The following is a 24477-nucleotide window of genomic DNA, read 5'->3' on the forward strand; positions in this document are numbered from 1 at the left end:
TAAACAGAAATTTTTTATTTTGATAAAAATATTTTTGGTGTTTGAATTATTTTATCAAACTAAAGAAAAAATGAGGAAGAAGCCCCATGCACATACTTGAAAAAATAATCCAAAGTCCCGACACAGTTTCTACAATCTTTCCTGACATATCCTTTTTCAAAAATTTTATCATAAAATATATCGAAACTATCAATATTACAAGCAATGTTAATCCACCAAAGAAAAAATATTTTTCATAAGTATGAGTAAGTCCGAGAATAACAAAAAAATATTCAATAACAAAAAGTAGGCTTAAAACAACCACAGCCTTTTTTCTTCCCCAAAGTTTGCTATATGTTTGCACTCCATACTCTTCTTCATCAGTTCTTCTTGTTTTTCTTCCAATTTCCAATACGATTCCGTTTAAATAATTTAATGCGAAAAGAGGAATTAGTCCTATAAAAATATTTTTTTCGTATTTTTCTAGTGATAAATACAAAGTTTCTAAAAAATGAGACTCCAAAATATATCCTGTTCCTTTTACAATAACAAGGGTAATAAATATCATTATTACAACATGGGAAAGGGCATAGATTAAAATTCTTTCTGTTAGCCAGTTCTTTATAAAGAATTCCTTTGTCATTAAAAACATATAAATCCACACCAATAACATGAAATAAATTAGTTTAGGATTTATAACATGTGCAAGAATTATTTGTATTATAATAGTTGCAATTCCAATTTTTCCCAATGCTTTTAAGGAAATTATTCCTCTTTGAACAGGTCTGTAAGCCCGGTATTTTAAATCTTCTTCATAATCCTTAAATTCATCTGTAATTCTCAGCTGAAAGAAAAACATGAATATTATGATAAATAAAGGAAGTAGTTTATACCAAATCATTGGTACTTTATAAATTTCTTTATCCCAGAGCAGTGACACTCTATTGACTTCTTTTGACAAAATTGGCGTTATAATTTTTGAATTATATAATAAACTTGTATAGATATATCCTGACAAAGTAAAAATCAATACGAAAAAAGAGTTTTTTCCTAATGGGAATCGTTCATTTAAGTATATTTTGAAGTTTTTTATATATTGGATTATTGATTTTTTTGAATTTATATTACTTTCGTTCATTTTTATTTTCTCCTCTTACAATATTTATTTTACTGGCAATAAAAGTCAACCATTGAAAGTAAATATCCAGTATTATCATCTACATTTGTTTCTTCAAGAAAATCTTTAATTTTGTATCTTAATATTAATTTTTTTTCATTATATCGTTCAGATTTTGTGTTATCTATTACCATTACAGGACTTCCTGCACTTGCGAAAGCATCAAGAAATCCTAATGCAAGGTCAAGAAACATTCCTTTTGCCTTAGCACGTGTATAAGTTTGATATTTCTTATCCAGATGTGATAAATCCGCTTCGTTTTCTTTTGCTGAACGATAAAACATTTTTAAAGTATCTCTATTGTATGATGAAAATAATTTTAATCCTTCTTGAATTAATTCTTTTGCTTCTGTTTTCATAAAATTTCCTTTCTGAATTTAAATTTTTAAAGTTTTTCAACTATCTCTTCAAGTTTTTTATAGTCTGTCTTGCTGTTATGTCTTTTGTCCATAGGAATTTCAGTTTCAATTATTTTAAATATTCCAAATTTTTCTTTTAGTTTTTTAATTTCACTATCCTCAGATAAATTTCCTTTATATTCAGGGTTTCTTTCAACAATTAGATACAGTTTATTATTTTTGAAAGTAAGAACTGATTTTTTCACGTTTTTGCAAAATGAAAAGGCAGTTTCTACAGTAAAAGGATAATAAATGTTTTCTTCAATCTGTATTCGCCCTTTAACTCTTCCAAGTAGTATAAGTTGACCTTTTTTGTTAATATATCCCATATCTCCTGTTCTGTGCCAGTTTTCATCAGAATTTTTTTCAATATTTAAGTAACCATCAACTACGTTTTCACCCCTTACAAGTATTTCGCCCTTGATTTCTGAAATTTTATTTTTTTCAGGCGTTTTTTCTAATTCTTCTATTTTAAGTTCTATTTCATTAACAATTTTTCCAGCGAGAAGCCCATCGCCATTTTTCATATTTTCAATATCTTCTTCTGTTATGTCTTCAAAATTTAATACTGATATGGGTTCAGCCTCTGACGCTCCATACAAGGCTATAATTTTAGCATTTGTAAAAACTTCTTTAATCTTTTTCATAAGGCTGTAAAAGACAGGTGCTCCACCAGTATATACTTTTTGAACATTTTCAAGCATTATTTTTTTTTCTTTGCAAAATTTTACGATGTTTTCAAATATTGCAGGAGGCAAGATGATGTTTTGTATATTATTTTCTGTTATTTGCTTAATAATGTTCCCAAAATCTGACTCGACAGGTTTTCGCCAGTTCAAGTCAGGAATAAAGGTAGTTGTTCCTGTTGCCATATGTGAAAGAAGAAATATCGGGAATGAAGAATAAACAGCTGTTTCTTTTTCAAATTTTAGATTTTTTTCAAGTACATTGTGCTGTCCAAGTAAAAATTCATGCGTTCTCATAATAATTTTTGGAAAGCCTGTACTCCCGCTTGTAAAACTGATAAGAGCAGGTGTATTTCCGTTAATTTTTTCGTTTTGAATTTTTTTCTGATTTTTATTTTTTTCATATATCGAAAGTTTTTCAGAATGTTCCATTATTTTAATATAATTAATTTTTTTGCCAATTTTTTTGATTCCCTTTAAAAAGAATCCCTTTAAAAGTGTCTTTCCGCTTCCAATTATTCCATCAGGAGAAATCATTTCACAGCATTTATTTATATGCTCAATACCAGCATACGGATCAATAAACACAGCTTGCAGTCCCATTTTAAATATTGCAGTTAGAATAAGATAAAATTCTATGCCAATGGGGACAAAAACAACGATTTTATTTCCTTTTTGAAATCCTTTTTGTATCAAATAACTGCAAATTTCATCTGATTTTGTATCAATTTGAGTAAAAGTAATCTTATTTCCTGTCTTTAAATCAAATAATGCTGTATTGTCTGGATATTGTTTTCTCAAATCTTTAATTTTGTCAATTATTGTCATTCTACACCGCCTTTTATTTAAAGTTCCTTTATAAACAGGGCATATCTTCTTAACTCATCTCCTAAAAGTGAGCCGATATTTTTTGATATATTTTTTTCGTGCATCAAGGCATAAATCACATTTTTATAGCCTGAATGTTCCGCTTCCTTTACAAGTTCATCTATCAGAATATATCCCATCCCTTTTCCATTATATTTGGGAGAAATTGCAATCGTTTTAAGAATCATAGTTTCTACTTTTTCTTTGTATTGAAGTTCGGCATAATCAGGTATTCCAAATACGTAGCCAATTAATTCGTCTTTTAAATAAAGCATTTTAAAAAACTTTTTTACAATTTTATCTTCATAGCTCATATACATTTTCAAAAATATTTCTCTATCCAATTCAGAATAAAGAAAATTATTTTTAAATGCCTCAATCGTCAAGTCGTAAATTTTATTCAGCACAGTGATTAAATCTTCATTTTCTGCAGATTTTACTGTTATATCCTTATAGTAGCCAAATTTTTTCAACTTTTCAATTTTTTTAGATAAATGCCCCCTTTGAACAGGATTCATATTTTCCATTACTGTTGAAATATAATAGGCAAGAGGCTTAAAGCCAAGTTTTTCAAAGAGTTTTACATAGTAGTCTTCATTCCAAGGTTCCATAAGAAATGGCGAACGATGTCCTTTGTCAGTAACATAACGATATGTATTCCAAGTAGTTCCATTTAAAGGGCCTATTATTGTTTCTATGTCATCATTTTTCAGATTTTCAAAGATTTCATTAAATATTTCTGTTTCATTTTTCCGATATTTTTCCAAAATATTTACATTGCCAATATACGATGTTGTCTTTCCATTGTAATTAGGGCGATTGTGCCATAAATTAAGACTTCCAGCTTTTTCGTGTTCATTATAAAAAACAATAATTTCAGATGGACGTTCTATTTGTATTTTTGGAATTTCATTTTGTGAAATGTTATTTTCCGTAATATATTTTTCTAGATAGTTTTTATTTATTTGGTTATTTTCTGTTATTATGTATCGCTTGATTTTCATTTGCAAATTTTCTCCTTTTGACAATTTTATAGCATTCCAATTCCTAATAGCAGTATAGAACAGATAAAAACTGTTCCAGAAGCTATAAATACTTTTGTTTCTCCGCTAAGCTCCTTTTCCTTTTCAATAATATAAAAAATCTTCATACTTGTTTCGTAAATAAATATTCCGACAAATATAAAAACTACTATTCCAATTAGCATTTTAAAATCCCAAATTCTTGACAAGGCAAAATAATTTATTATAAAGAAAATTAGTGCTTTTCCAATACTTCCCATCAGAAAATTCATCCTAAATGTTTCCCGTTTTACATTTCCAGCGTTATCTCTTATTAAATTTATAATTCCAAAATGCAGCGAAAAAGTAAATATATAAATAAGATACATTTTATTTTTATCAAGTATGATGCTCATAGCAAGCCAGATTGCTGTTGAAAATGCTATTGTCAGAAGGCCCTTGAGAGAATCTTTTACTTGCCCTCTTACCTTGGGCGTGAAATGATAATAGCCAAGGTACATTATTAGTGGCGGAATAAGCCATTTTATTCCTCCAATTATCATTACGATGTAAAGAAAAAATAAACTTGCAGTTTGTGCAACCCTTGTAAGCGTAGTCTTTTTTCTATTCAATATTATAATTATAAGAAGTATCACTATCACCCAAAATTTATACATAAGCTCCTTTTCTGTAAGATAAAGGTTCAGCCTTAAAAACATATACACAAAAAATGGTACAAAAAGATTATCAAGACCATTCCATGAAATGACTTCAAGAATCATTGTAAGGATACTCAGCAGAAGGGAAACAAGTACGATGTTTATACTTCCGATATCACTGAAAAACAGAAAGAAGTTTATACATATGAAATATGTTGTCAGAAAGAATGTTACCGAGCCTTCTATCGACTTTGTTCCAAATCCCGTATTAAATTTATACTTGCTGTAAAATTCCCCTATAAGAGCCGCAAAGGCATCAGAAAGCATAAGAATTATAAGCGGAAGGGCGTACATTACCTTATTATCACTTGAAACAAGCCATAATCCCAAAATACTCATAATAAAGTATATATCCCCTAAAGTCTTCCTGTTTTTTGTTTCCAGTACTTTTTTAAATCCTGTCACTTTATTTTTTACAATTCGTATAGAAACAAGTAGTATAAGAAATACTATCCCAAGTATTACAACCGAACTTTTTCTTTCAAAGATAAAAGGAAGTGTCAGCCCACCAATTCCTGAGCCTATATGCAGAATCTTCCTTATAAATTCCGAATTAAGTTTTTCACTTTTTTCAAGCTTGTTAAGCAGAAGGAAAAAGAGTATAAAAGCCGCCAGAACAAATATCATTTTAACTATTTCCATTTTTTATCACCTTTTCCACTACAAAATCCGTATAGAAAAATGTCATATCCTTTTCATGAAGCTTCCTATCCAGCTCCTTCATCCTTTCATATTTTTTTCCATTTACATTTTTTTCTTTTCCAGTAACCATTATTTCGGAATCTGTTTCTTTATAACCAAGTTTTTCTGAATTTCTTTCAACTATTAGGTTCCAATATGCCAGTAAGGCATTGTCTTCAGCATTGTCGTAAATTTTTCCCATTAATTTACTGTAATTTTCAGCTGACATATACTCAAATATGTCACTTAAATTAAATTTATTTATTTTAAAATCAATCTGATCCAGATATTCTTCGACTGAACTCTGTAAAATTTCTACCTTATGAAGATTTCTTCTGATTTTATCAAAATTTTCTTTTCTAAGAAAATAAGGAAGACAATCCTTACGGTAATTTCCTGTCAGAATATAGTTAATATAAGGATTTTCATATGGATTCAGCTCACAGAGGGCATATCTGCTTCTTTCCTTCATTTCCTCAGAAATATTTTTTTCTGCATATCTAAAAAATTCCTTATCTCTTCCCAGTTTTCCAACTATGTATTTTGAAAAGAACAGCTTAAACATCAGTTTCCATCTGAAATTATTCCAGTATTTATCATAATAGTCCACTCTTTCCTGCTCTGGTTTATCTTCAAGAAGTTTTTCCACTCGTTTTTTACTATGCACAAAAGGAAGTATTTTTTCCCTGAAAATCTTAAAAAACTTTTCAAATTTTCCTGTATGGATTATTCCATTTTCAATTGCTTCCCTGTTAAAGTCCCAGTATTCCTTCACTTCTTTATCAAGATTTTCTCTTATTCTATCATATATTTCAACTCTTTTATCAGATTTCATTACTCCCATAAACTCAAGCATTTCTTCATAGGACAGGCTATTAAAAACTTCCTTTTTCAGCTTTGCAAGTGCTATCTGAGGAAAACTTATATCAAGTGCCACCACTTTCTTTGGATTTTCTGCAAGCATGGAAAACACATTATCTCCCGCAGACAGTATCCCAAAACATATATCATTTTCCTGTATATTAAGACTTTCAAGTAAAACCTCTGTATCCTCCCAGCATTGGGAATACCTTATCAAAGAAAAATCAACCCTGTTTTCTTTTACTTCGCTTTTCACCTATACTTCCTCCAAATTTATCTGTATAAAATTTTTAATCTGTTTTTTCTGATTTTATATTTCATCCAATTTTTTTATTATTCCCGTACTTCCGTCAAACTGGACAAAATCTCCTGTTTTTAAGGCTGTTGTTGCTCCCTGCACTCCAACTATAGCAGGTATATTCATTTCACGTGAAATAATTGCACTATGTGATAAAAGACTTCCCTTTTCCACTATAAGCCCCTTTAATAAAGGAAAAACCATAACCCAGCTTGGATCCGTAGATTTTGTAACAACAATATCTCCGTCTTCAACTTCAGTATTCATAGGATTTAGTACAATTTTTACTTTTCCTTTAACTACTCCCTTGCTGCATCCTGTTCCCTTAAGAATATTTTTATCTCCCTGTTCATTTCCTGTCAAATCTTCATAATGGAAGTTTTCCCCTAAAAATCCTCTCGTTAAAAATCTGTCAGGAAGGACAGCTCCTTCTTCATATTCCTTATACTTTTCTTTTCTTAAGTCTATCAGCTTTTTTAAGTCTGTATCAATTAATGCCCCGTCTATCAGCCCAAAAATTTCGTCAATTGTCAGATAAAATACATCCCTTTCATGAACTATTATATTTTCTTCCTTTAGATAGACTCCCATTTTTTTCATAATTTTTCTGACCATGCCGAAAACCTTCGTTCTTTCATATCGCAGATTTTCCCTTAATCGAATAAATTTTTTTGCATAGGATACAGTTTTTTTCAGTATAAACTTTTTCAATGGACTGATTTTAAGATTTTCATATATTTTGTTCTGTTCCTCTGAAATGTTCCTTTTACTATGTTCCGCCGATTCCTTTGTCATTGAAATCGAATATATCATCCTGATTAGAAATAATGGATCTTCCCTCAATGTCAATGCTTCAAGCTTCAGCTCATGTACCGTCCTGTCTCCAAATTTTTGCATATATTCTTCCATTAATGAATTAAATTCTTTATTCCTAGTTAAATTTTCAATATTAATATCTGTTGCAGCTTCTGCAGTTATCCCTTTTATTTCATTCTGTAAATTCTTATCCTTTTTTATTATACTGCTCATTTTCATAATATATTTTGAAGGCTCGACACTTATCATGTCATTTCCTTCCTGAGCAATAAGAATATTATGTACTTCCTCAAAATTTTCCTTTATATATTTTTCGGCTACTTTTTTTGAAAGACCAAACCATACCATTACAAGAAAATCATTTATAATAGGTATTTCCCAGTTTTTTAAAAATTTATTTTCAAGAAACTTGTAATATTTTTTTAACTCCTTTACACTTTTTTCTTCTAGCCTGCTATTTTTGTCATTTAGGTTTTCATCTATGAGCTTATAAAACTTTTTAGCCTTGTTCTCAATCAGAAACATATTTAAAAATAATGTTCCTCCTGCTTTCAGCTTTTCAATCCTGTTTATGAATTTTTCCCACGAAGACATTTTTTCTTCCGCTTCCAGAAGATTTTCCTTTATATCTTCTTCAGACAGTTCCTTTTTCACTCCCATCATCTGCTCCATAAATTTGCTATTATTACGTGAATTAGGAAACAGCATAAGAAGTTTATACCAGTTTATCAGATTATAATAAACTCTTCCCTTCAACAGTCCAAGCATGTTATCATATACAACCTGGTAGCTTTCAACAACCTTCGGAGGCACTCCCGTAATTTCTGAAAATCTTTTATATACATCAGAATAGGCTTTTCTTATAAAGCTGAAGGTAAGCGGAAGCGTAATTTCAGGATAGCTTTCTACAATATTACTGTTGTCCCATATTATTGTATTTGCTGTTTTTTCATTTGATTTTTTTAATGTAGTTACAGGTCTTGACTGCAATATATAAAGTTTTCCCTTTTCAAATGCCCATTCCATATCCTGAGGCTTTCCATAATATTTTTCAATATTTATAATATTTTCACCCAGTTCACATATTTCACCGTCATTTAATACTTCGTCTTCAATATTTATTTCTTCTGTCTTTATTTTCTTGTTTTCAAAATCTAAGACCTGTCTTATTTTTTTTGTTCTTATTTCCTTTTTAATTTCCTTCGTTTTTTTATTATATATAAACAGATCTCCATTTTCATCTCCATCAACTATACTTGTTCCCAGCCCATAAGTTCCTGAAATTACTATTTCATCATAATTTCCATTTACGGGATTTACGCTGAATCCGACTCCGGCCTTTTCAGAATTTACCATTTCCTGAATTATTACTGCCGGAACATTTATTTCATTGTTTATTTTTCCTTCTTTTCTATATTTCATAACATGAGAGGAAAAGGAAGAAATCCATACTTCCTTCACTTTTTCCATTATATTTTCTTTTTTTATATATAGATATGTTTCAAACTGACCTGCAAATGAAAAATTGCTGCTGTCTTCTTCTATTGACGAAGATCTCACAGCATAGTAACTTTCTTCATTTAGTACATTTTCAATTTCTTTTTCAAATTCTCCCCTAATTTTATGATTTTTTATAATTCTAATTATATTTTCAATTTTTCTTTCGGTATTTCCGCTAAATACAGCATCCCAATCCTTAATTTCATCATTATTTCCTGCTTCTTGGTTATGTTTTTCAATTTCTTTTAGTATAATTTCCTTAAAATATCTGTTAGTAATGACTGAAAAATGCGGGACATTAAATCCATTGGCAGCAAGTTCAAGTAAATTTTGAGCCTTTTTACCTATTTTTTCCTCAAATACTGTATTTTCATTATGATTTTTTAATTTATCAATATTATAAATATATTTCATAAATTTGTTTTCCTTTACTAAAGAATGTGTTTGTTTTATATTATACCTCATTATGATTAATTTTAAAACTTTTTTCATAAAAAAAGTTGCCCTTAGTAGAGCAATCTTTATTCAAAAATTTGTAAATTTAAAGTCATAAAAACTTAATAAATTTTAAGTTTCGAGAAGAATGTCAATTTGAAATGACTATAAAATATTTTTATTTTTTAAAATACAGGGAATCCTTGCCCAGCATATTTTTCTTCAATGAACTTCTTAACTTTTTCAGAAGTCATAGCTTTTGTCAAATCTTGTATTTTTTTACTATTTTTGTTATCTTCTCTTGCCACAAGGCTTACAGCGTATTTACCATTTGTATTTTTTTCAATAAATAAGGCATCTTTTACATGAACTCCAATTTTTATCATGTGTGAAGGCCAGTTAAATGCCAAGTCAGCTTCTTGGTATGCTTGCACTAGTGATGGAATAGGAACTGCCATAAATTTGAAATTTTTCTTCGTGTTAATAACATCGTTCAAATTATAAAGTCCATCTTTTGGTTTCAACTCAATTAAACCTTCATTTGCAAGTATTCTCAAAGCTCTATCCTGATTTGTCACATCATTTGGAATAGCAACTTTTGCTCCATTTGGAATTTCTACCTTATTTTTGTATTTTTTTGAATAAAAACCTACATAAACATCATAAATTCCTTTAACTTTTACAAGTTTTCCGTTATTTTTCTTATTAAAAACTTGCATAAATGGTTCATGCTGATGAAAGTTTGCATCAAAGTCTTTGGCATTTAGTCCAACATTTGCAGTAACATAATCTGTTAATACAGTAATTTTTACATCATAACCTTCCTTTTTTAAGTCTTCAGCCGCTATTTTCACAATTTCATCCATCGGATATCCAGCCGCAGCAATTCTGATGATATTATCCTTTTTTAAATTTATTCCAACAAATGCTAAAACTAGCACACATATTACAGCTAATGAAATTAATAATTTTTTTGACATTAGTAAATTCTCCTTTTCTTATCTAAATTTTTTGATATTCTGTTTCCAATAATTTGTATTGAAAATACAATGACTATCATTATTGTCACAACCCTATATACAAGGGCATAGTTGTATTCGTTGTATCCATATCGCATTGCATAGTCGCCAATTCCGCCTCCACCAACAACTCCCATTACAGTAGAGTATGAGATAAAGCTGATAATTGCTGAAGTTAAACCAAGCACAAGGCTGCTTCTCGCTTCAACAAGCAAAAAATGCCACACAATCTGAAATACACTTGCCTTCATTGACAAAGCCGCATCAATTATTCCGCTATTCACATCATAAAAGGACTGTTCTGTAAATCTCGCATACAGTGCCACAGCTACAAAGCAAATTGGAAAACTTGCAGGAAATAATCCAAAAGCAGTGCCAAAAATTAATCGTGTAAGAGGTATTAATATAACTACAAATATTAAAAATGGGAAGCTTCTAACTACATTTATATAAATGTTGCATGTAATATTTATAAACTTATTTTCCTTAATGCCGCCTTTATCAGTCAAAAATACAACGGATCCTAAAGGAATTCCCAAAAATACTGCACATACCGTAGGAATAAGAACCATTATAAAAGTGTCCTTTATTGCAATTAATAACTCAGTATCTATCATTTCAGAACCTCCCTCACATAATCGGCATAACTTTTGTTTGATTTTTCATAATCTCTCTGATTAACATTGAAAATATCTGTAATTTTACCTTTTTCAATAATTGCAACTCTGTTGCATAGCCTTTTTACAACTTCCAGTTCGTGAGTAACAACTAAAATGGTTGTTCCATATTTTTTATTTATTTCCTCAAATAAGTCAAGTATTTCATCTTTTACAGATTTATCCAAAGACGCTGTAACTTCATCGCAAAGCAGTAATTGCGGATTTATCACTAATGCACGAGCAATCGCCACTCTCTGCTTTTCACCGCCACTAAGGGAAGCAATAAACGATTTTTTCTTATCAGACAGCCCCACAAATTTTAAAACTTCTTCAACTTTTTCAGCTGAAAACTTTTTCTTTAAAATTAACGGAAGAGCAACATTATCAAAGACATTTTTGTTATACAAAAGATTAAATTCCTGAAAAATATAAGCAATTTCAGCATTCTTTGTAATATTAACTTCTCCTTTATCAGCCTTCAAAAGCCCTTGAACAATCCTCAAAATCGTTGATTTTCCACTTCCTGACTGCCCAATTAATCCAAAGATTTCCCCTTTGTTAATCTTCAAATTTATTTTCAAATCAAAATTAGTATAATTTTTTTCAATATCTCTAAGTTCTACCATCTCACCTCCAATTATTTTTGTATTTAATTTTAAAATGTAATAACTTCAAAATTATATCATATTTTTTAAAATAAGAGAATATTGTTTGGAAAAAAAGTGAATTCTATTTTGGGGAACAGAAATAATTAAAATTAATTGATTTTTTTTGATATTTTCAGCGTTTTCTATTTTTTAGGGGAACAAAAATTAAAAACAAATATTTCCTTGAATTTATATTTGAGATTAGATATAATTTGTTTAGAAAAGATAGTTTAGAATTAAATTTAAAAGAAATAACTTAAAATTAGATTTAGAAGTTAAAAAATATTGTTATTTTAGGAGATTGGCTATGAAGAAGGTTAGAGTTACAATTTCGGATTTTATGAATGAAATTATAAAAAGTGATTCGGAGTATTTTAGAATGCCTGTGGGAAGGATAGGGAACATAATTTTTAAATATTATATGGACAAAAATTTGAATAAAGTGGAATTGGGAAATTTTTCGGGAGAAGTGTTGCAATTTAACTTGAATAAAAATAATGATGAAATTTTTATGGATACTTTTGTTAGAAATGGAGCTGAAACTGAGGCTGAATATTGGAGAAATATAATTTTTACGTATATTAATAATTTACGATATAGACGTGAAGAAATATTATTTGAAAAGATTTTTAGGAAAATTAAGGAAGGAATGCAGGGTAAGAGAAAGATAAAAATAAAATATCACAAATATATAAGGCTAGTAAATCCGTATTTTGTAAAAGTGGCGGATGATGAAAACAGATCTTATTTGTTTTGTTACTGTGAAAAAAATAATGACTATAGAAATTACAGAATTTCAGAAATAGAAGAAGTATGGTTTACAAATGAAAATATTGAAATAAAAGATAAAAAATATATTGATGATGTGTATAAAAATTTTGATCCGTTTCTATCGTATAAGAACACAGTTAAAGTTGAATTTACAGAAAAAGGAGTGGAGTTATATGAAAAAGTTTTGACAAACAGACCTAGACTTTTAAATAAGAAGGATGGAATTTATACCTTTGAATGTGATAACAAACTTGCATTGGTATATTTTGCACAATTTTTTTCAAATGTAAAAATCTTGGAACCAATTGAATTACAGGAAAAATTAAAAAATGAACTTAAAAGGACAATAGAAATATATGAAAATAAGGAGGAAGAAAATGTTTAGATTAAGAGGGAGCAGAAGAAGAAAAACGGAGGAAATTATCAAAAAATTTCTAAAAAGTTATGCTCAAAATGAAAAAAGTGAAAATAAAAAGGATTTAAGAAGTTGGCTAATTTCTGAATTGCAAAATGAACTAGTGGCAAAGAAGCCAGAGGAAATAGAAAAAATGGCTGATGAACTTATGGCAGGAGTTGAAATTTATTTTGACAAGAAAAAGGAAGTCGAAAAATATCAGAAAGTTGGGATAAGCAGCAGTGATTATGTGGGAGATGTGATACTGGATAAAATTTCGGAAGATGTAATAAATGCGGAAGTTGTGGATAGACAGCAAATTATTAGGAGTATGAAGGAAAGTAGTGAAATTTTAGCAAATTACAATGAGGCTATGATATATGAAGCGGCTGCAATAAATGATTCACAAGTAGTGGCAAACACATTGAGTGCAGCTAAAGCAAATGTTTATGTTGACAATATAAATACAACTATAGGCAAGTCAAATGAGGAAATTTTGTCAGCACTTATAACTAAAACCGGAGAAATAAGCCAAAATCCTAATTTAGATGGATTTATATTTGAGGAACATCACACTGGAACGTTTAATATAGATGCGGCAGTTAAAGAAAAAAATTACTATGCAAAGGCACTAAAGCCAGAAATAGGCGAAACTTATGGAAAAAATTCGATTGACATGACAATAGAAGATTCTGGCAAGATTGTAAGAAAATATCAGGCAAAATCCTATAAAAATGCCAATGAAACTGCAAAATCATTTTATGATAGACAGCAAGGCTACAAATATAAATTTCAGTCAAAATTAGTTCCGTCAGATCAGACTGGAGATATCCCAAATTCAGTAGATAAGCTGAAATTTGGAGAAGTGGAAAGTAAAAATATAAGCAAAGAAGAAATAAAAAATATTCAGGAAAAATACCAGTCTGGCGACAAAGAAGCAGTGAAATTCAGTTTTGAAAAAGATGTAGATGCTCTTGCAATAAGCAAACAACTAGGAAAACAGGCTGTGATTAATGGAACTATAGGAATTGGTATTGGAATGGCTTTGGATGTTGGAACAAAAATTGTTTCTGGTGAAGAAGTGGAAGTTGCTGAAGTAATTGAGGCTGGAGTGAAGACTGGTACTTCAATGGGACTTTCAACAGCAGTTGCAGGTGGAATAAGAGTTGCAGTTGAAAAAAATATTGTACCAAAAGTTCTTACAGGAGTTTTAGCAAATAATAATATTGTTGGAGCAGTTGCGGCTTCTTCAATGGATATTATAGGAACGGCGTTTAAATTAGGTTCAGGTGAAATAAGTCTAGGAGAAGCTACAAAAAGGGTAGGAACATCAGTAGGTTCTGCTTACGGAGCAATAGTTGCTTCAAATGCTGGTTTTATAGGTGGAATGGCAGTAGCTGGAGCAATTGGACTGGGAGCATTGGGAGCTGCTGGAGCAGTTGTTGGTGGAGTAGTGGCACTTGCAGCAGGAGCAGTATGTGGAGTAGTGGGAAGTAAAGTTGGCGGAGCGATAGCCAAAGGATTGGGAACTATTGCAAAACCTGTAATTGATGGATCAACTGAAATAGTAAAAAAAGGGACAGAGGCAGTAAAAAGCGTTGCAAAAGGAGCATGGGAAGGAGTGAAAGCAGTTGGGTCAGCAGTATTTTCAGGTGTAAAAGCAGTAGGAAGTGCCATAAGTTCAGCAGCTGGAGCGGTAGGAAGTTTTATTGGAGGGCTGTTTGGTTGGTAAAAATAATAGTATCATTTTAAAATTGAAGTTAAAAAATTTTAATCAAACCCTGTAGTGTTAGATTAATTTAATTTTAGATGAGTTAGAGCATATTTATAAAAAAATTGAAATAAATAAAAAATCAGGAGGAAAAATGGAAACAAATTTATCAAAGTATTTAAGGGCAAGAAGACCTATAATTTGGGTACACAGTGGAGATTACAAGGAAGTTGACACAATTGTAACAGAAGCGACTAAAGAATATAAAAATAAGGCGATTTTTGAATATAGGGCCTTTGGAGCTGTGAATTTTGAAACGAAGGTTAAAAGTGATGAAATTGTGGATTTGTACAGTTTTTTAAATATTCTTTTTTCGGTTGGTTTTAAAACAAATGTATTTTTATTGATAAAAAATACGGAAGAAGAAATGAAAGAGGCACGAAATATTGCTTTTATTAAAAAAATAGCTGAAAAAATGTATAATGATATAAATTATAATTTTAATATAATAATTGTTGATGAAGATGTAAATGTACCAAAAGGATTAGAAAAATTTACAAGTATAATTGATATTGAAACTATGGATGAAACAACAATTAATCAATATATTCAAGATTTTGCTCAAAAAAATAATGCTCGAATTTATTGGGATGATTTGGGCGATTTGTCAATTTCTTTAAAAGGTTTAACCAAGTTAGATTTGGATCATATTTTAAATATGATATTAGAAGAAAATTATGGAGCTATTTCAAAAGGTGCTAATCAAATAATCATTCGTGAAAAAGGGCAAATAATTAAAAAATCTTCAATTTTGGAAATCATTGATTTTAAGGAAAAAATCGAAGAAATTGGTGGGCTTGAAGGGCTAAAAGAATGGTTAAGTTCTAAGGCACAAGTATTTAGAAGACTGGATGAAGCCAAGAAATTTGGAGTGGATACGCCAAAAGGAGTACTGCTTGTAGGAATGCCAGGCTGTGGGAAAAGTTTGGCGGCAAAAGCAAGTGCAAGATTGTTTAATGTTCCATTATTAAGGCTGGATATAGGAAGACTTTTGGGAAAATATGTTGGAGAATCAGAACACAATATGAGAGTGGCACTAAAAACAGCTGAATCAATAAGTCCGTGCATTTTATGGATAGATGAAATAGAAAAAGCATTTGCAGGAATAGATCAAAACGGTGGAGCAAGCGACATAACAAAACGTCTATTTGGACAATTTTTGACTTGGTTACAGGAAAAGGAAAACACAGTATTCGTAGTAGCAACAGCTAACGATATAACAGCCTTTCCGCCAGAATTTCTAAGAAAAGGGCGATTTGATGAAGTATTTTTCATAGACTTCCCAAATGAGGAGGAAAGGGAAAGAATATTTGAAATTCACCTTGAAAAAAGAGGAAAAATGTCAGATGAAATAAATTTAAAGGAACTGGCAGAAGAAACAGAAGGCTATTGCGGTGCAGACATAGAAGAAATCGTTAAAAACGCAGTTGAAAATAAATTTATACTAGAAACTGAAAATGAAGAAGATAAGAAAATCACAACAAATAATTTATTAGAAGCAACTAAAAGTATAGATTCTTTATCGAATATTTTATCAGATAAAATAGATATTTTGAAAAAAAGTTATAAAAAATTCAAAATAAAATCAGCATCTCAAAAAATAAAAAATGGTAAAAGAATAGCTGGAAGACCAACATTCAAAGATATGGTTATAGTAAATGGAGGAAAATACACACCATCATTCTTTAATGAAGAAAGAGAAGTTTGCAATTTAGAAGTTTGTAAATATCAGACAACACAAGATATGTGGATGGAAGTAATGGAGAATAATCCATCAGAATTTAAAGGTGGAAGACGTCCAGTTGAAAATGTATCTTGGTGGGATGCTTTGGAATTTTGTAATAAATTGAGTGAGAAACATGGATTAAAACCAGTTTATGACTTGAGCCGAAAAGAAGAAGGTATATTAAGAATACATCAATCAAATGGCAAAATAGAATACCCAAATGTAGCAGATTTTAGAAAAACTGAAGGATTTAGATTGCCAACAGAAGTTGAATGGGAATGGTTTGCAAGAGGTGGAGAAATTGCAATACAAGATGGGACATTTAATTATGAGTATTCAGGCAGTAATAATATAGATGAAGTTTCTTGGAATAATGGTAATTCAGAAAATCGTACTCATGATGTAGGAACAAAGAAACCAAATCAATTAGGGATTTGCGATTGTAGTGGAAATATTTGGGAGTGGTGTTATGATATATCTAGTGATGGATATATACCTGAAAAAACACCATACAGGTATGAGGAAAGTGTATCAAACCATAGATTAAAAGGAGGGTCTTTTCGTAGTGATACAAAGAATTGTAATATATTTAATTGTGGTAGAGATGAATTTATTTCTGAAAGAGTATGGAGGGATGGAGAATGGGTTTGGTTCTATCGTACCAGCTTTCGTATTGTTAGAACAATTTAGTTTTTATGATTTTTCATTTTTTTAGGTTTTGAAATAGGGGACTTTTGGTTGGAAGAGAAAGAAAATAAAGGAAGTGGGGGGATTGAGGAGGTTTTGGGATTTATTAAAAAAAGTTAAAAAATGTAGTTGACAAAAAGTAACAAAAATGTTATAAATAATATTGTGGATCGTACTATATCAATGATTTCTTAAATAGAAGTCGATATAGGCTGAAATTATAATTTAAATTAATATAAAGGCTCTCTGTTTGGAGGGCTTTTTTCTATAGACTAAATCTAAAAATTTTTTGAAAAATAAAAAATTATATAGTATAATTATGTTAAAATTTGATAAAAATAATATAGAAAGGATAGTAAATGGAGAAAAAAACTATTAATTTTATAAATAAACTGATTGAAAAATCAACAGAGGCATTTATAATGGGATTAGAAATTTACAATAAACCTACGATAAAATATAGAGTAGAAGGATTTAGTTTTTTTATTTGTAATGCTTGGGAATTAATGTTGAAAGCAAAATTATTAAAAGAAGGAAAATCTATATATTTTTCTAATCAGCCTAATAGAACAATTAGTTTAACACGAGCTATTGAATTAATTTTCACAAATAACAAAAATCCTTTAAGAATTAATTTAGAAACAATAAATGAACTACGAAATACAAGTACACATTTTATTACAGAAGATTATGAAAAAATTTATGCACCATTATTTCAAGCATGTGTAAAAAACTATTGTGATAAATTATTAGAATTTCATAACATTGATATTACAAATCAAATAGCTCAAGATTTTTTAACATTGAGAACAGTTTTTAGTGATTTTGATGAAACTGAACTATTAGCAAAATATCCCCCTGAATTAGCAGAAAAATTGATTTTTAATAACAATAATATTCAAGTTTTAGAAAAGCAGAATAATAATAATTTTGCTTTTACCATAAATCATCATCTTTACATCACAAAAAATCCTAAAAATGCTGATTTCAAAATATCTGTGGATAGAAATTCAAACTCTAAAGGAACAATTATTCGTGAAATAAGAAATCCTAACAATACACATATATTTTCGCATGGAAAATTAACTAAATATATAAAAGAGGAACTAGAAAAAAGAAATATATTGTTTGAGTATTCTTTAAGTAATGGAGAAATTAAAAAAAGTTTTACTACGAACACATTAAATTTGTTTATCCAATTTTATGATATGAAGAATAATGAAAAATTTTCTTTCAAACATATTATAGGAGAGAGTTGTCAATATACTTATTCTATAAATGCAGCAGAATTTATAATAAATGAAATAAAAAAAGATCCAAAAAGTATTTATGAAAATTTGAAAAAAGGAATTGAAATAAAAAAATAAGATAACCTCAGGGGCAAAGGAATTCTAAGATTTTAATCCTACTCCTATCCAGGAACCCAGCACTAATCCTTCACAAGTTATCTTGTTAAATTAATTATATCATAATTTCCTAAAATGTCAAGGACAAGAAGTCAAAAAAAATTCAAAATTTCCTTGCAAAATAAAATTAAATATGATAAACTATTTTAGTAATTAAATTAGAAGTAGAAACATTGTTTCTCACCTTTCCATCAAATATATTTAGATTTTGGATTGATTTTCCAAATAAAATAGAATGTTTTGTTCTATTTTCAAGATGAGTTGGGTATTAGTTATTTGATATTTTATAATAAAATAAGTATTTTTGTTATACTGATTTTGTTATAGAATTTATTTATATGATAACTATTGAACAAGGTTTCTTATATCTTGTTTTTTTATTGTAAAAAAACTAGGAGGTGTTTTTTATAAGAGGAAATAACCGATCTGATGAGCCAAGAATGAATGAGCGAATTAGGGCAAGAGAAATTAGAGTTGTTGGTGATGATGGAGAACAGTTTGGAGTAATGTCAGCTGGAGATGCATTGGCACTTGCGGCAGAAAAAGAATTGGACTTAGTTGAAATTTCACCAAATGCAACACCGCCTGTATGCAAAATTATGGACTATGGAAAATTCAAGTATGAGAAAACGAAGAAAGACAAGGAAAATAAGAAAAAACAAAAAAATGTCGTTATTAAAGAGATTAGAATTAAGCCTCATATTGACGAGCATGATAAAGAAACAAAAATTTCTCAAATTGAAAAATTTATAGCCAAAGAGCATAAGGTAAAAGTCAGCCTAAGACTTACAGGTAGAGAAAGATTACATGCAGAATCTGCTATTAAAGTATTAGACGAGTTTGCAAGCCATTTTGAAGAAACTGCGACAGTTGAAAAAAAATATGGAAAAGAACAGGTTCAAAAATTTATTTTATTATCGCCTAAAAAATAAAGGCAAAATTTAAAAAAGTGAAAAGTGATTTAGGAGGAAAGAAAATGCCAAAAATGAAAACACATAAAGGAACAAAAAAAAGAGTTAAAGTTACAGGAAGTGGGAAAATTTCTATAAGACACTCAGGAAAAAGCCATATCTTGACTAAAAAGACTCATAAAAGAAAAAAACGTCTAGGACAAGACGCAATCGCTCCAAAAGGTGCTGAAAGAAAAATCAAAAAAGCATTGGCTGGACAAGAAGGAAGATAGTTTAAGTAATTACTTTAAAATTATTTTTAAAAAAGCAATTTAACAAATTTATTGCTTTTATTTAAAAGTGAAGTTAAAAAAAAGCAGTTTAGAATAAGAATTAACCGCTTTTTATAAAAAACCAAAATTAAAAATTGACAAAAGTTAGTTCTGAATATTAAATACAAAGAACAAAAAACGGCTAAAATATCAAGGAGGAAAGAAGATGCCAAGAGTAAAAACAGGAATAGTTAGAAGAAAAAGACATAAAAAAGTTTTAAAAGAAGCAAAAGGTTATAGAGGAGCCATAAAAACAAATTATAAAAAGGCTAATGAAGCAGTTAAAAAAGCTATGGCTTACGCAACTGAACATAGAAAATTGAAAAAAAGAAAAATGCGTGAATTATGGATTATCAGAATTAACGCTGCTGCAAGATTAAATGGAATTTCTTACTCAAGATTAATGAACGGACTTAAAAAAGCTGGAATTGAACTTGATAGAAAAGTTTTAGCAGACTTAGCATTAAATAATCCTGCTGAATTTGCAAAATTAGTAGAAAAAGTTAAATAGAAATAAATAACAAATCAATACTCAAATGGTAATTTTTTAATTTAAAATAAACTATTTGAGTATTAATTTTTTTAACTTATAATAAAATAGATATTAAAAAATTGTAATAAAAAAAATCTAAATAAATTAGATTTGATTAGAAAGGCTATACTTGTAAACCTTGTAAAAAAATAAAGTTTGGATTATGAGATAGCCCTTTTTATATAGGGAAATTAAATAAATAATGTTTTTTTGGGCTATCTCATAAAATGGTCTTTTATTCAAAAAAACAAATTTCCCTATATAGCCAAATGATTGTTAATTATTAATTAACTCTCTTTTGACATTACTATTATAACATGAAAGTTAAAAAAGTCAATACTATAAATTAAATATTTTTAAAAGAATTTTGAATTTTTTGGGAAATATATATTTTTAATTCTTGAGAAGGAATTTAAATAAATTTAAATTATGTTTGAAATTATTGAAAATCGAGGTAAAATAAAGTTTAAGAGAAGCTGTTTAGTGTTTGTGTATTTTTTTAACAAGTATTTTGGAAAAGAAATTAATAATGGAGGAAGATTATGACAAAAGATGTTGAATTTGGAATAAAAGAGCAACTGATCACTAAAGAAGAAATTCAGAAAAGATTAAAAGAATTAGGAGAACAAATTACAGAAGATTTTAAAGACGAAAATGAACCGCTTATAGTTGTTGGGCTTTTAAGAGGATCCATCGTATTTATGGCTGATTTGATCAGAGAAATAAGATTACCACTTGAAATCGACTTTATTGAGGCTTCTAGCTATGGAGAAGGAACGCAGACTTCTAGAGAAGTTAAGATTCTGAAAGATTTAAGAAGTACAATTAGCGGGAAAAATGTGTTAGTTGTAGAAGATATTATTGATTCAGGATTTACGCTGAAAAAAATATTACAACTTTTAGGAAGCAGAAATCCTAAGAAAGTATCATTGTGTACATTGCTGGATAAACCTGAAAGAAGAGAAGTTGAAATTGACGTGCAGTATATAGGTTTTGAAATTCCAAATGAATTTGTTGTGGGATACGGACTTGATTTTAATGAAATTTACAGAAACCTTGAGTATGTAGGAATAGCTGAACCATCGGTTTTTGAATAATTTATAATAGTTCTAGGATACATTAAATAAGGAGAAAGATTGAAAAGAAATAAAGAAAAATATCAAAATAAAAATAAATATTTTGAAAATGAAAATCATAAGGCTAAAAAAAAATATGGACAGAATTTTTTGAATGACAGTAATTTATCAGATGAAATTTTAGACATAGCAAATATAGATAAGGAAACAGAAGTTTTGGAAATAGGACCAGGGTTGGGATTTTTGACAGAAAAGCTAATTGAAAATTCTAAATTTTTGACTGCTTTTGAGATAGATGATGACTTAATACCGTTTTTGGCTAAAAAATTTGAAAACAATCAAAATTTTAAGTTGATTCATCAGGATTTTATGGAAGCAGATTTGGAAAAATTTTTTGAAGATAAGAAAAATGTTAAAGTTGTGGCAAATATTCCGTATTATATAACTTCGCCGATTATTAACAAACTTTTGGAATACCGTGAGAATATTGATGAAATTTATTTGATGGTGCAAAAGGAAGTGGCAGAGCGAATTGCCTCCCAGCCTCATAGCAAAAATATGAGTCTGCTTACGCACGCAGTTCAATTTTACGCTGAAGCAGAATATCTGTTTACTGTGCCGAAGGAAAAATTTGATCCTGTTCCAAAAGTTGATTCAGCATTCTTAGGAATAAAAATTTTGAAAGATAAAAGATACGAAAGCCAGATTTCAGAAGAAAAATATTTTAAATATTTAAAAGAAGCCTTTTCCAATAAGCGAAAGAGTATAGCTAACAATTTAACAAAATTAGGATTTTCAAAGGATGTAGTTGGAGCAGCACTGGAGAAAGTTGGAAAGACAAGGCTTGCACGGACTGAAGAGTTTTCTGTTCAGGAATTTATTGATTTTATTGGGATTTTGGAAAAATAAATTAATATTGCAATTTATGATTTTATAAAATTTTAGTTTAAAACAAGAGCAGAATATTAGTAAGTAAATTCACGATAATTTGTAAATGAAAAGGCTTGGAATTATAACACTCCAAGCCATTCTCTTTTTTCTAGAATTTCTATTTCTATATTTTTTTGCTTTAATGTTTCGATTGCGTTATCCATATCATCTAAAAGATAAGAATTTGTAAGAATTTTTATTAAACCATTCTGATTGTCAAGAGTTCTTACGTTTCCTAATCCATCGTATGCTTCTATGATTTTATTGATAAAGTCGATATGTTCTTTTTTTGTTTGAATAATGTATTCCCAGCTTTTCATCTCTTTTTCATTTTTGTTCATATTTTTATCCTTTCTTTTAAAACTTGTCTAAGTATGAATATTTTCCGTCAGAGTCTTTCCAGCCTAATATTTTTTCCAAATTTACATTTTGTGTTGATTGAACTATACGTTTTTTTATATCAGGATTATTTTTTACAAGCTGTGCAATTAAGTCTTTTGTTTCACGGCGTTTGCTGGAAGTCTTTTCGGCAGCTACAGTACAGCCACAGTTCATCGGAAGGATTCCGTTATTTCGTACCCATTTTATGATAGCTTTTTCTTCTACATAAAATAATGGACGAATTAATTCTATCTCAAAATTATCGGACTTTAGTTTTGGTAGCATTGTTTCAAATTTTCCCATATAAAACATGCTCATTAGAGTGGTTTCGATAACATCGTCAAAATGATGTCCAAGTGCTAGTTTGTTGCACTCAAGCGAAGTTGCTTTTGTGTAAAGGCTTCCACGACGCATTTTAGCACACATATAGCAAGGATAGTCTTTTGCAATCTTTTCTGCAATTTCAAAAATATTATCATTATAAATCTCACACGGAATATTCAGATGTTCTAGATTTTTTTTCAAATTATTCAGGTTGGCAGGATTAAATCCAGGATTCATCGAGATAAACACTAACTCAAAATTAGTTCTGCTGGCTCTTTTCAGCTCCTGAAACAGTTTTGAAAGCAAAAGGCTGTCTTTACCTCCAGAAATAGCAACTGCAATCCTGTCACCATCTTTTACCATTTCAAATTCTTTTAAAGCTCTGACAAAAGGCGTCCAAAGTGCTGAACGGTATTTCTTCTGAATGCTTTTTTCAATAGTTTCCAGCGGCTGAAGCGGAACAGACGGTAAAATTGTTTCACAAACTGCACTTCCGAGAGAAGTAGAAGCAATGTTGTCAGTATTTGTTTCATTATTTATTGTATTTTCATTATCGAAATCGTTTTCGATGTTTTCTAAATTCATTAATTTATAACTCCTTTTAAAATTTGTTTCTTTATAGACTGTATCAAGTTTTTAGTAGATTGTCAAGGGCAAAATATACAATAGCTATATGCGATTATTTGAAATTTTTTCACGACAAACACATGAAAAAAATCTAAAAAAGAGGTATAATATTATTGATATATCTTAGGAAAGAAGTTGGTAAAAATGTCAGAAGATAACCAAAATCTAAAGAAATTGTTAATATATATTACTAAAATAGAGGATAAGCAACAAATTTTAAAAATAAAATATAAATTGAATGATATTGTTGTAATTACTCTTTTTGCTATGCTTGCAAATATTGAATACTGGGTAGAGATTGAAGAATTTGGAAAGATGTATTTCAAGATATTAAAAAGATGCCTGAAAGTACCAACGGAATATCTTCGCATGATACGATTCAAAGAGTTATGGCTACAATAGAGCTTGAAGTGACAGAAGTTCTTTTGAGAAAATGGATGTAGCTAAAAATGTCTAGAGAAGATAAAAAAATAAGAAAAATATCGAATATTGATGGGAAATTTTTAAATGGAAGGAAGAATAAAAATAATAGCTCATTAGATATAGTATCTGCGTATTCCAAAAAAGATGGGATTTGTTATTTACGAAGGAAAAGGGAACGATATAGAAGCAATGCTAAGGCTACTTGATAAAATCTCAGTAAAGGAATATATAATTACAATAGACGCGATAAGAACTCAGAAAGAAATCATAAAAAAGATAAGAAAGAAGAAGAGATATTTTTTCTTCAGGTAAAAAAGAATCAGAAAACTTTAAAAGAAGATATAGAAGATTACTTTGCTGACAAGGGATTCAGAACAAAATTAAAAGAAGAAGGAATGTACGGTAGGAAAACAGAAAAGCAAAGAGGAAGACTGGAAACAATGGAATATTACTATAATTTTTTA

22 protein-coding genes and 1 pseudogene are annotated in these 24477 nt (G+C 29.3%); 11 read left to right on the plus strand and 12 right to left on the minus strand.

Annotated features, from left to right (window positions below; genetic code table 11):
- Positions 1-46: 46 nt before the first annotated feature.
- From ACZ5B9_RS06600 to ACZ5B9_RS06645, 10 genes are all read right to left on the minus strand, one after another.
- Positions 47-1117 (minus strand): UbiA family prenyltransferase, encoded by a 1071-nt coding sequence (locus ACZ5B9_RS06600; protein ID WP_464421679.1) that lies wholly within the window; start codon positions 1115-1117, stop codon positions 47-49.
- A 29-nt stretch (positions 1118-1146) separates the two neighbouring features.
- Positions 1147-1515, minus strand: coding sequence for a hypothetical protein (locus ACZ5B9_RS06605; RefSeq protein WP_464421681.1), 369 nt, complete (start codon positions 1513-1515; stop codon positions 1147-1149).
- A gap of 26 nt (positions 1516-1541) precedes the next feature.
- Positions 1542-3068, minus strand: coding sequence for an AMP-binding protein (locus ACZ5B9_RS06610; RefSeq protein WP_464421683.1), 1527 nt, complete (start codon positions 3066-3068; stop codon positions 1542-1544).
- Positions 3069-3085: 17 nt separating this feature from the next.
- On the minus strand, positions 3086-4111 hold the full coding sequence (locus tag ACZ5B9_RS06615; RefSeq protein WP_464421685.1) for a GNAT family N-acetyltransferase: 1026 nt from the start codon (positions 4109-4111) through the stop codon (positions 3086-3088).
- Between the two features lie 26 nt (positions 4112-4137).
- On the minus strand, positions 4138-5469 hold the full coding sequence (locus tag ACZ5B9_RS06620) for a phosphatidate cytidylyltransferase (protein WP_464421687.1): 1332 nt from the start codon (positions 5467-5469) through the stop codon (positions 4138-4140).
- On the minus strand, positions 5456-6625 hold the full coding sequence (locus ACZ5B9_RS06625; RefSeq protein WP_464421689.1) for a BtaA family protein: 1170 nt from the start codon (positions 6623-6625) through the stop codon (positions 5456-5458). Before ACZ5B9_RS06625 ends, ACZ5B9_RS06620 begins: the two co-directional genes overlap by 14 nt.
- Positions 6626-6679: 54 nt before the next feature.
- On the minus strand, positions 6680-9397 hold the full coding sequence (locus ACZ5B9_RS06630; RefSeq protein ID WP_464421691.1) for a PEP/pyruvate-binding domain-containing protein: 2718 nt from the start codon (positions 9395-9397) through the stop codon (positions 6680-6682).
- Positions 9398-9603: 206 nt separating this feature from the next.
- Complete coding sequence (locus ACZ5B9_RS06635; RefSeq protein WP_464421693.1) at positions 9604-10398, minus strand: MetQ/NlpA family ABC transporter substrate-binding protein; 795 nt, start codon at positions 10396-10398, stop codon at positions 9604-9606.
- Positions 10398-11054, minus strand: coding sequence for a methionine ABC transporter permease (locus tag ACZ5B9_RS06640; RefSeq protein WP_464421695.1), 657 nt, complete (start codon positions 11052-11054; stop codon positions 10398-10400). Before ACZ5B9_RS06640 ends, ACZ5B9_RS06635 begins: the two co-directional genes overlap by 1 nt.
- Positions 11051-11722 (minus strand): ATP-binding cassette domain-containing protein, encoded by a 672-nt coding sequence (locus tag ACZ5B9_RS06645; RefSeq protein ID WP_464421697.1) that lies wholly within the window; start codon positions 11720-11722, stop codon positions 11051-11053. Before ACZ5B9_RS06645 ends, ACZ5B9_RS06640 begins: the two co-directional genes overlap by 4 nt.
- Positions 11723-12050: 328 nt before the next feature.
- Here ACZ5B9_RS06645 and ACZ5B9_RS06650 point away from each other — a divergent pair, with 328 nt between their 5' ends.
- The 9 genes from ACZ5B9_RS06650 to rsmA all read left to right on the plus strand — a co-directional run bounded on the left by ACZ5B9_RS06650 (position 12051) and on the right by rsmA (position 22237).
- The gene (locus ACZ5B9_RS06650) at positions 12051-12899 is read left to right on the plus strand and encodes a WYL domain-containing protein (protein WP_464421699.1); all 849 of its coding nucleotides are present in this window, start codon (positions 12051-12053) and stop codon (positions 12897-12899) included.
- Positions 12892-14640: a hypothetical protein gene (locus ACZ5B9_RS06655; protein ID WP_464421701.1), complete on the plus strand. Its 1749-nt coding sequence runs from the start codon at positions 12892-12894 to the stop codon at positions 14638-14640. The genes ACZ5B9_RS06650 and ACZ5B9_RS06655 overlap by 8 nt, the downstream gene beginning before the upstream one ends.
- A 133-nt stretch (positions 14641-14773) precedes the next feature.
- Positions 14774-17095 carry an SUMF1/EgtB/PvdO family nonheme iron enzyme gene (locus tag ACZ5B9_RS06660; RefSeq protein WP_464421703.1) on the plus strand — a complete coding sequence of 774 codons (2322 nt, stop codon included), beginning with the start codon at positions 14774-14776 and terminating at the stop codon, positions 17093-17095.
- Between the two features lie 356 nt (positions 17096-17451).
- Positions 17452-18459: a DUF3644 domain-containing protein gene (locus tag ACZ5B9_RS06665; protein WP_060918670.1), complete on the plus strand. Its 1008-nt coding sequence runs from the start codon at positions 17452-17454 to the stop codon at positions 18457-18459.
- Positions 18460-18938: 479 nt separating this feature from the next.
- Positions 18939-19430: a translation initiation factor IF-3 gene (infC, locus tag ACZ5B9_RS06670; protein WP_464423925.1), complete on the plus strand. Its 492-nt coding sequence runs from the start codon at positions 18939-18941 to the stop codon at positions 19428-19430.
- Between the two features lie 44 nt (positions 19431-19474).
- Positions 19475-19681: a 50S ribosomal protein L35 gene (rpmI, locus tag ACZ5B9_RS06675; RefSeq protein ID WP_026746377.1), complete on the plus strand. Its 207-nt coding sequence runs from the start codon at positions 19475-19477 to the stop codon at positions 19679-19681.
- 205 nt (positions 19682-19886) lie between these two features.
- Positions 19887-20231, plus strand: a complete 345-nt coding sequence (gene rplT / locus ACZ5B9_RS06680; protein ID WP_015769536.1) for a 50S ribosomal protein L20 — start codon at positions 19887-19889, stop codon at positions 20229-20231.
- Positions 20232-20794: 563 nt separating this feature from the next.
- A complete protein-coding gene (gene hpt / locus ACZ5B9_RS06685; RefSeq protein ID WP_071124900.1) occupies positions 20795-21349 on the plus strand; it encodes a hypoxanthine phosphoribosyltransferase in 555 nt (184 codons plus the stop codon).
- 39 nt (positions 21350-21388) lie between these two features.
- Complete coding sequence (rsmA, locus tag ACZ5B9_RS06690; RefSeq protein WP_315289316.1) at positions 21389-22237, plus strand: 16S rRNA (adenine(1518)-N(6)/adenine(1519)-N(6))-dimethyltransferase RsmA; 849 nt, start codon at positions 21389-21391, stop codon at positions 22235-22237.
- Positions 22238-22338: 101 nt separating this feature from the next.
- On the opposite strand, the gene ACZ5B9_RS06695 is transcribed toward rsmA, so the two are convergent.
- The gene (locus ACZ5B9_RS06695; RefSeq protein ID WP_026746375.1) at positions 22339-22599 is read right to left on the minus strand and encodes a DUF4911 domain-containing protein; all 261 of its coding nucleotides are present in this window, start codon (positions 22597-22599) and stop codon (positions 22339-22341) included.
- 16 nt (positions 22600-22615) lie between these two features.
- Entirely contained in the window at positions 22616-23548 is a 933-nt protein-coding gene (locus ACZ5B9_RS06700) for a tRNA 2-thiocytidine biosynthesis TtcA family protein (RefSeq protein WP_205407998.1), read from the minus strand.
- Between the two features lie 186 nt (positions 23549-23734).
- Here ACZ5B9_RS06700 and ACZ5B9_RS06705 point away from each other — a divergent pair.
- Together ACZ5B9_RS06705 and ACZ5B9_RS06710 are read left to right on the plus strand one after the other, a co-directional pair.
- Positions 23735-23884: pseudogene (locus ACZ5B9_RS06705) on the plus strand (hypothetical protein); the annotation flags it as partial.
- 155 nt (positions 23885-24039) lie between these two features.
- Positions 24040-24219: a hypothetical protein gene (locus tag ACZ5B9_RS06710; RefSeq protein WP_464421708.1), complete on the plus strand. Its 180-nt coding sequence runs from the start codon at positions 24040-24042 to the stop codon at positions 24217-24219.
- Positions 24220-24477 lie beyond the last annotated feature (258 nt).

This window comes from Leptotrichia sp. SK-5 (genome assembly GCF_055387215.1).

Excerpts from the sequence above, each read along its gene's own strand:
- ACZ5B9_RS06600 (WP_464421679.1), bottom strand. The coding sequence starts at position 1,117 with ATGAACGAAAGTAATATAAATTCAAAAAAATCAATAATCCAATATATA.
- ACZ5B9_RS06605 (WP_464421681.1), bottom strand. The coding sequence starts at position 1,515 with ATGAAAACAGAAGCAAAAGAATTAATTCAAGAAGGATTAAAATTATTT.
- ACZ5B9_RS06610 (WP_464421683.1), bottom strand. The coding sequence starts at position 3,068 with ATGACAATAATTGACAAAATTAAAGATTTGAGAAAACAATATCCAGAC.
- ACZ5B9_RS06615 (WP_464421685.1), bottom strand. The coding sequence starts at position 4,111 with ATGAAAATCAAGCGATACATAATAACAGAAAATAACCAAATAAATAAA.
- ACZ5B9_RS06620 (WP_464421687.1), bottom strand. The coding sequence starts at position 5,469 with ATGGAAATAGTTAAAATGATATTTGTTCTGGCGGCTTTTATACTCTTT.
- ACZ5B9_RS06630 (WP_464421691.1), bottom strand. The coding sequence starts at position 9,397 with ATGAAATATATTTATAATATTGATAAATTAAAAAATCATAATGAAAAT.
- ACZ5B9_RS06635 (WP_464421693.1), bottom strand. The coding sequence starts at position 10,398 with ATGTCAAAAAAATTATTAATTTCATTAGCTGTAATATGTGTGCTAGTT.
- ACZ5B9_RS06640 (WP_464421695.1), bottom strand. The coding sequence starts at position 11,054 with ATGATAGATACTGAGTTATTAATTGCAATAAAGGACACTTTTATAATG.
- ACZ5B9_RS06645 (WP_464421697.1), bottom strand. The coding sequence starts at position 11,722 with ATGGTAGAACTTAGAGATATTGAAAAAAATTATACTAATTTTGATTTG.
- ACZ5B9_RS06650 (WP_464421699.1), top strand. The coding sequence starts at position 12,051 with ATGAAGAAGGTTAGAGTTACAATTTCGGATTTTATGAATGAAATTATA.
- ACZ5B9_RS06655 (WP_464421701.1), top strand. The coding sequence starts at position 12,892 with ATGTTTAGATTAAGAGGGAGCAGAAGAAGAAAAACGGAGGAAATTATC.
- ACZ5B9_RS06660 (WP_464421703.1), top strand. The coding sequence starts at position 14,774 with ATGGAAACAAATTTATCAAAGTATTTAAGGGCAAGAAGACCTATAATT.
- ACZ5B9_RS06665 (WP_060918670.1), top strand. The coding sequence starts at position 17,452 with ATGGAGAAAAAAACTATTAATTTTATAAATAAACTGATTGAAAAATCA.
- infC (WP_464423925.1), top strand. The coding sequence starts at position 18,939 with ATGAATGAGCGAATTAGGGCAAGAGAAATTAGAGTTGTTGGTGATGAT.
- rpmI (WP_026746377.1), top strand. The coding sequence starts at position 19,475 with ATGCCAAAAATGAAAACACATAAAGGAACAAAAAAAAGAGTTAAAGTT.
- rplT (WP_015769536.1), top strand. The coding sequence starts at position 19,887 with ATGCCAAGAGTAAAAACAGGAATAGTTAGAAGAAAAAGACATAAAAAA.
- hpt (WP_071124900.1), top strand. The coding sequence starts at position 20,795 with ATGACAAAAGATGTTGAATTTGGAATAAAAGAGCAACTGATCACTAAA.
- ACZ5B9_RS06695 (WP_026746375.1), bottom strand. The coding sequence starts at position 22,599 with ATGAACAAAAATGAAAAAGAGATGAAAAGCTGGGAATACATTATTCAA.
- ACZ5B9_RS06700 (WP_205407998.1), bottom strand. The coding sequence starts at position 23,548 with ATGAATTTAGAAAACATCGAAAACGATTTCGATAATGAAAATACAATA.
- ACZ5B9_RS06710 (WP_464421708.1), top strand. The coding sequence starts at position 24,040 with ATGTCTAGAGAAGATAAAAAAATAAGAAAAATATCGAATATTGATGGG.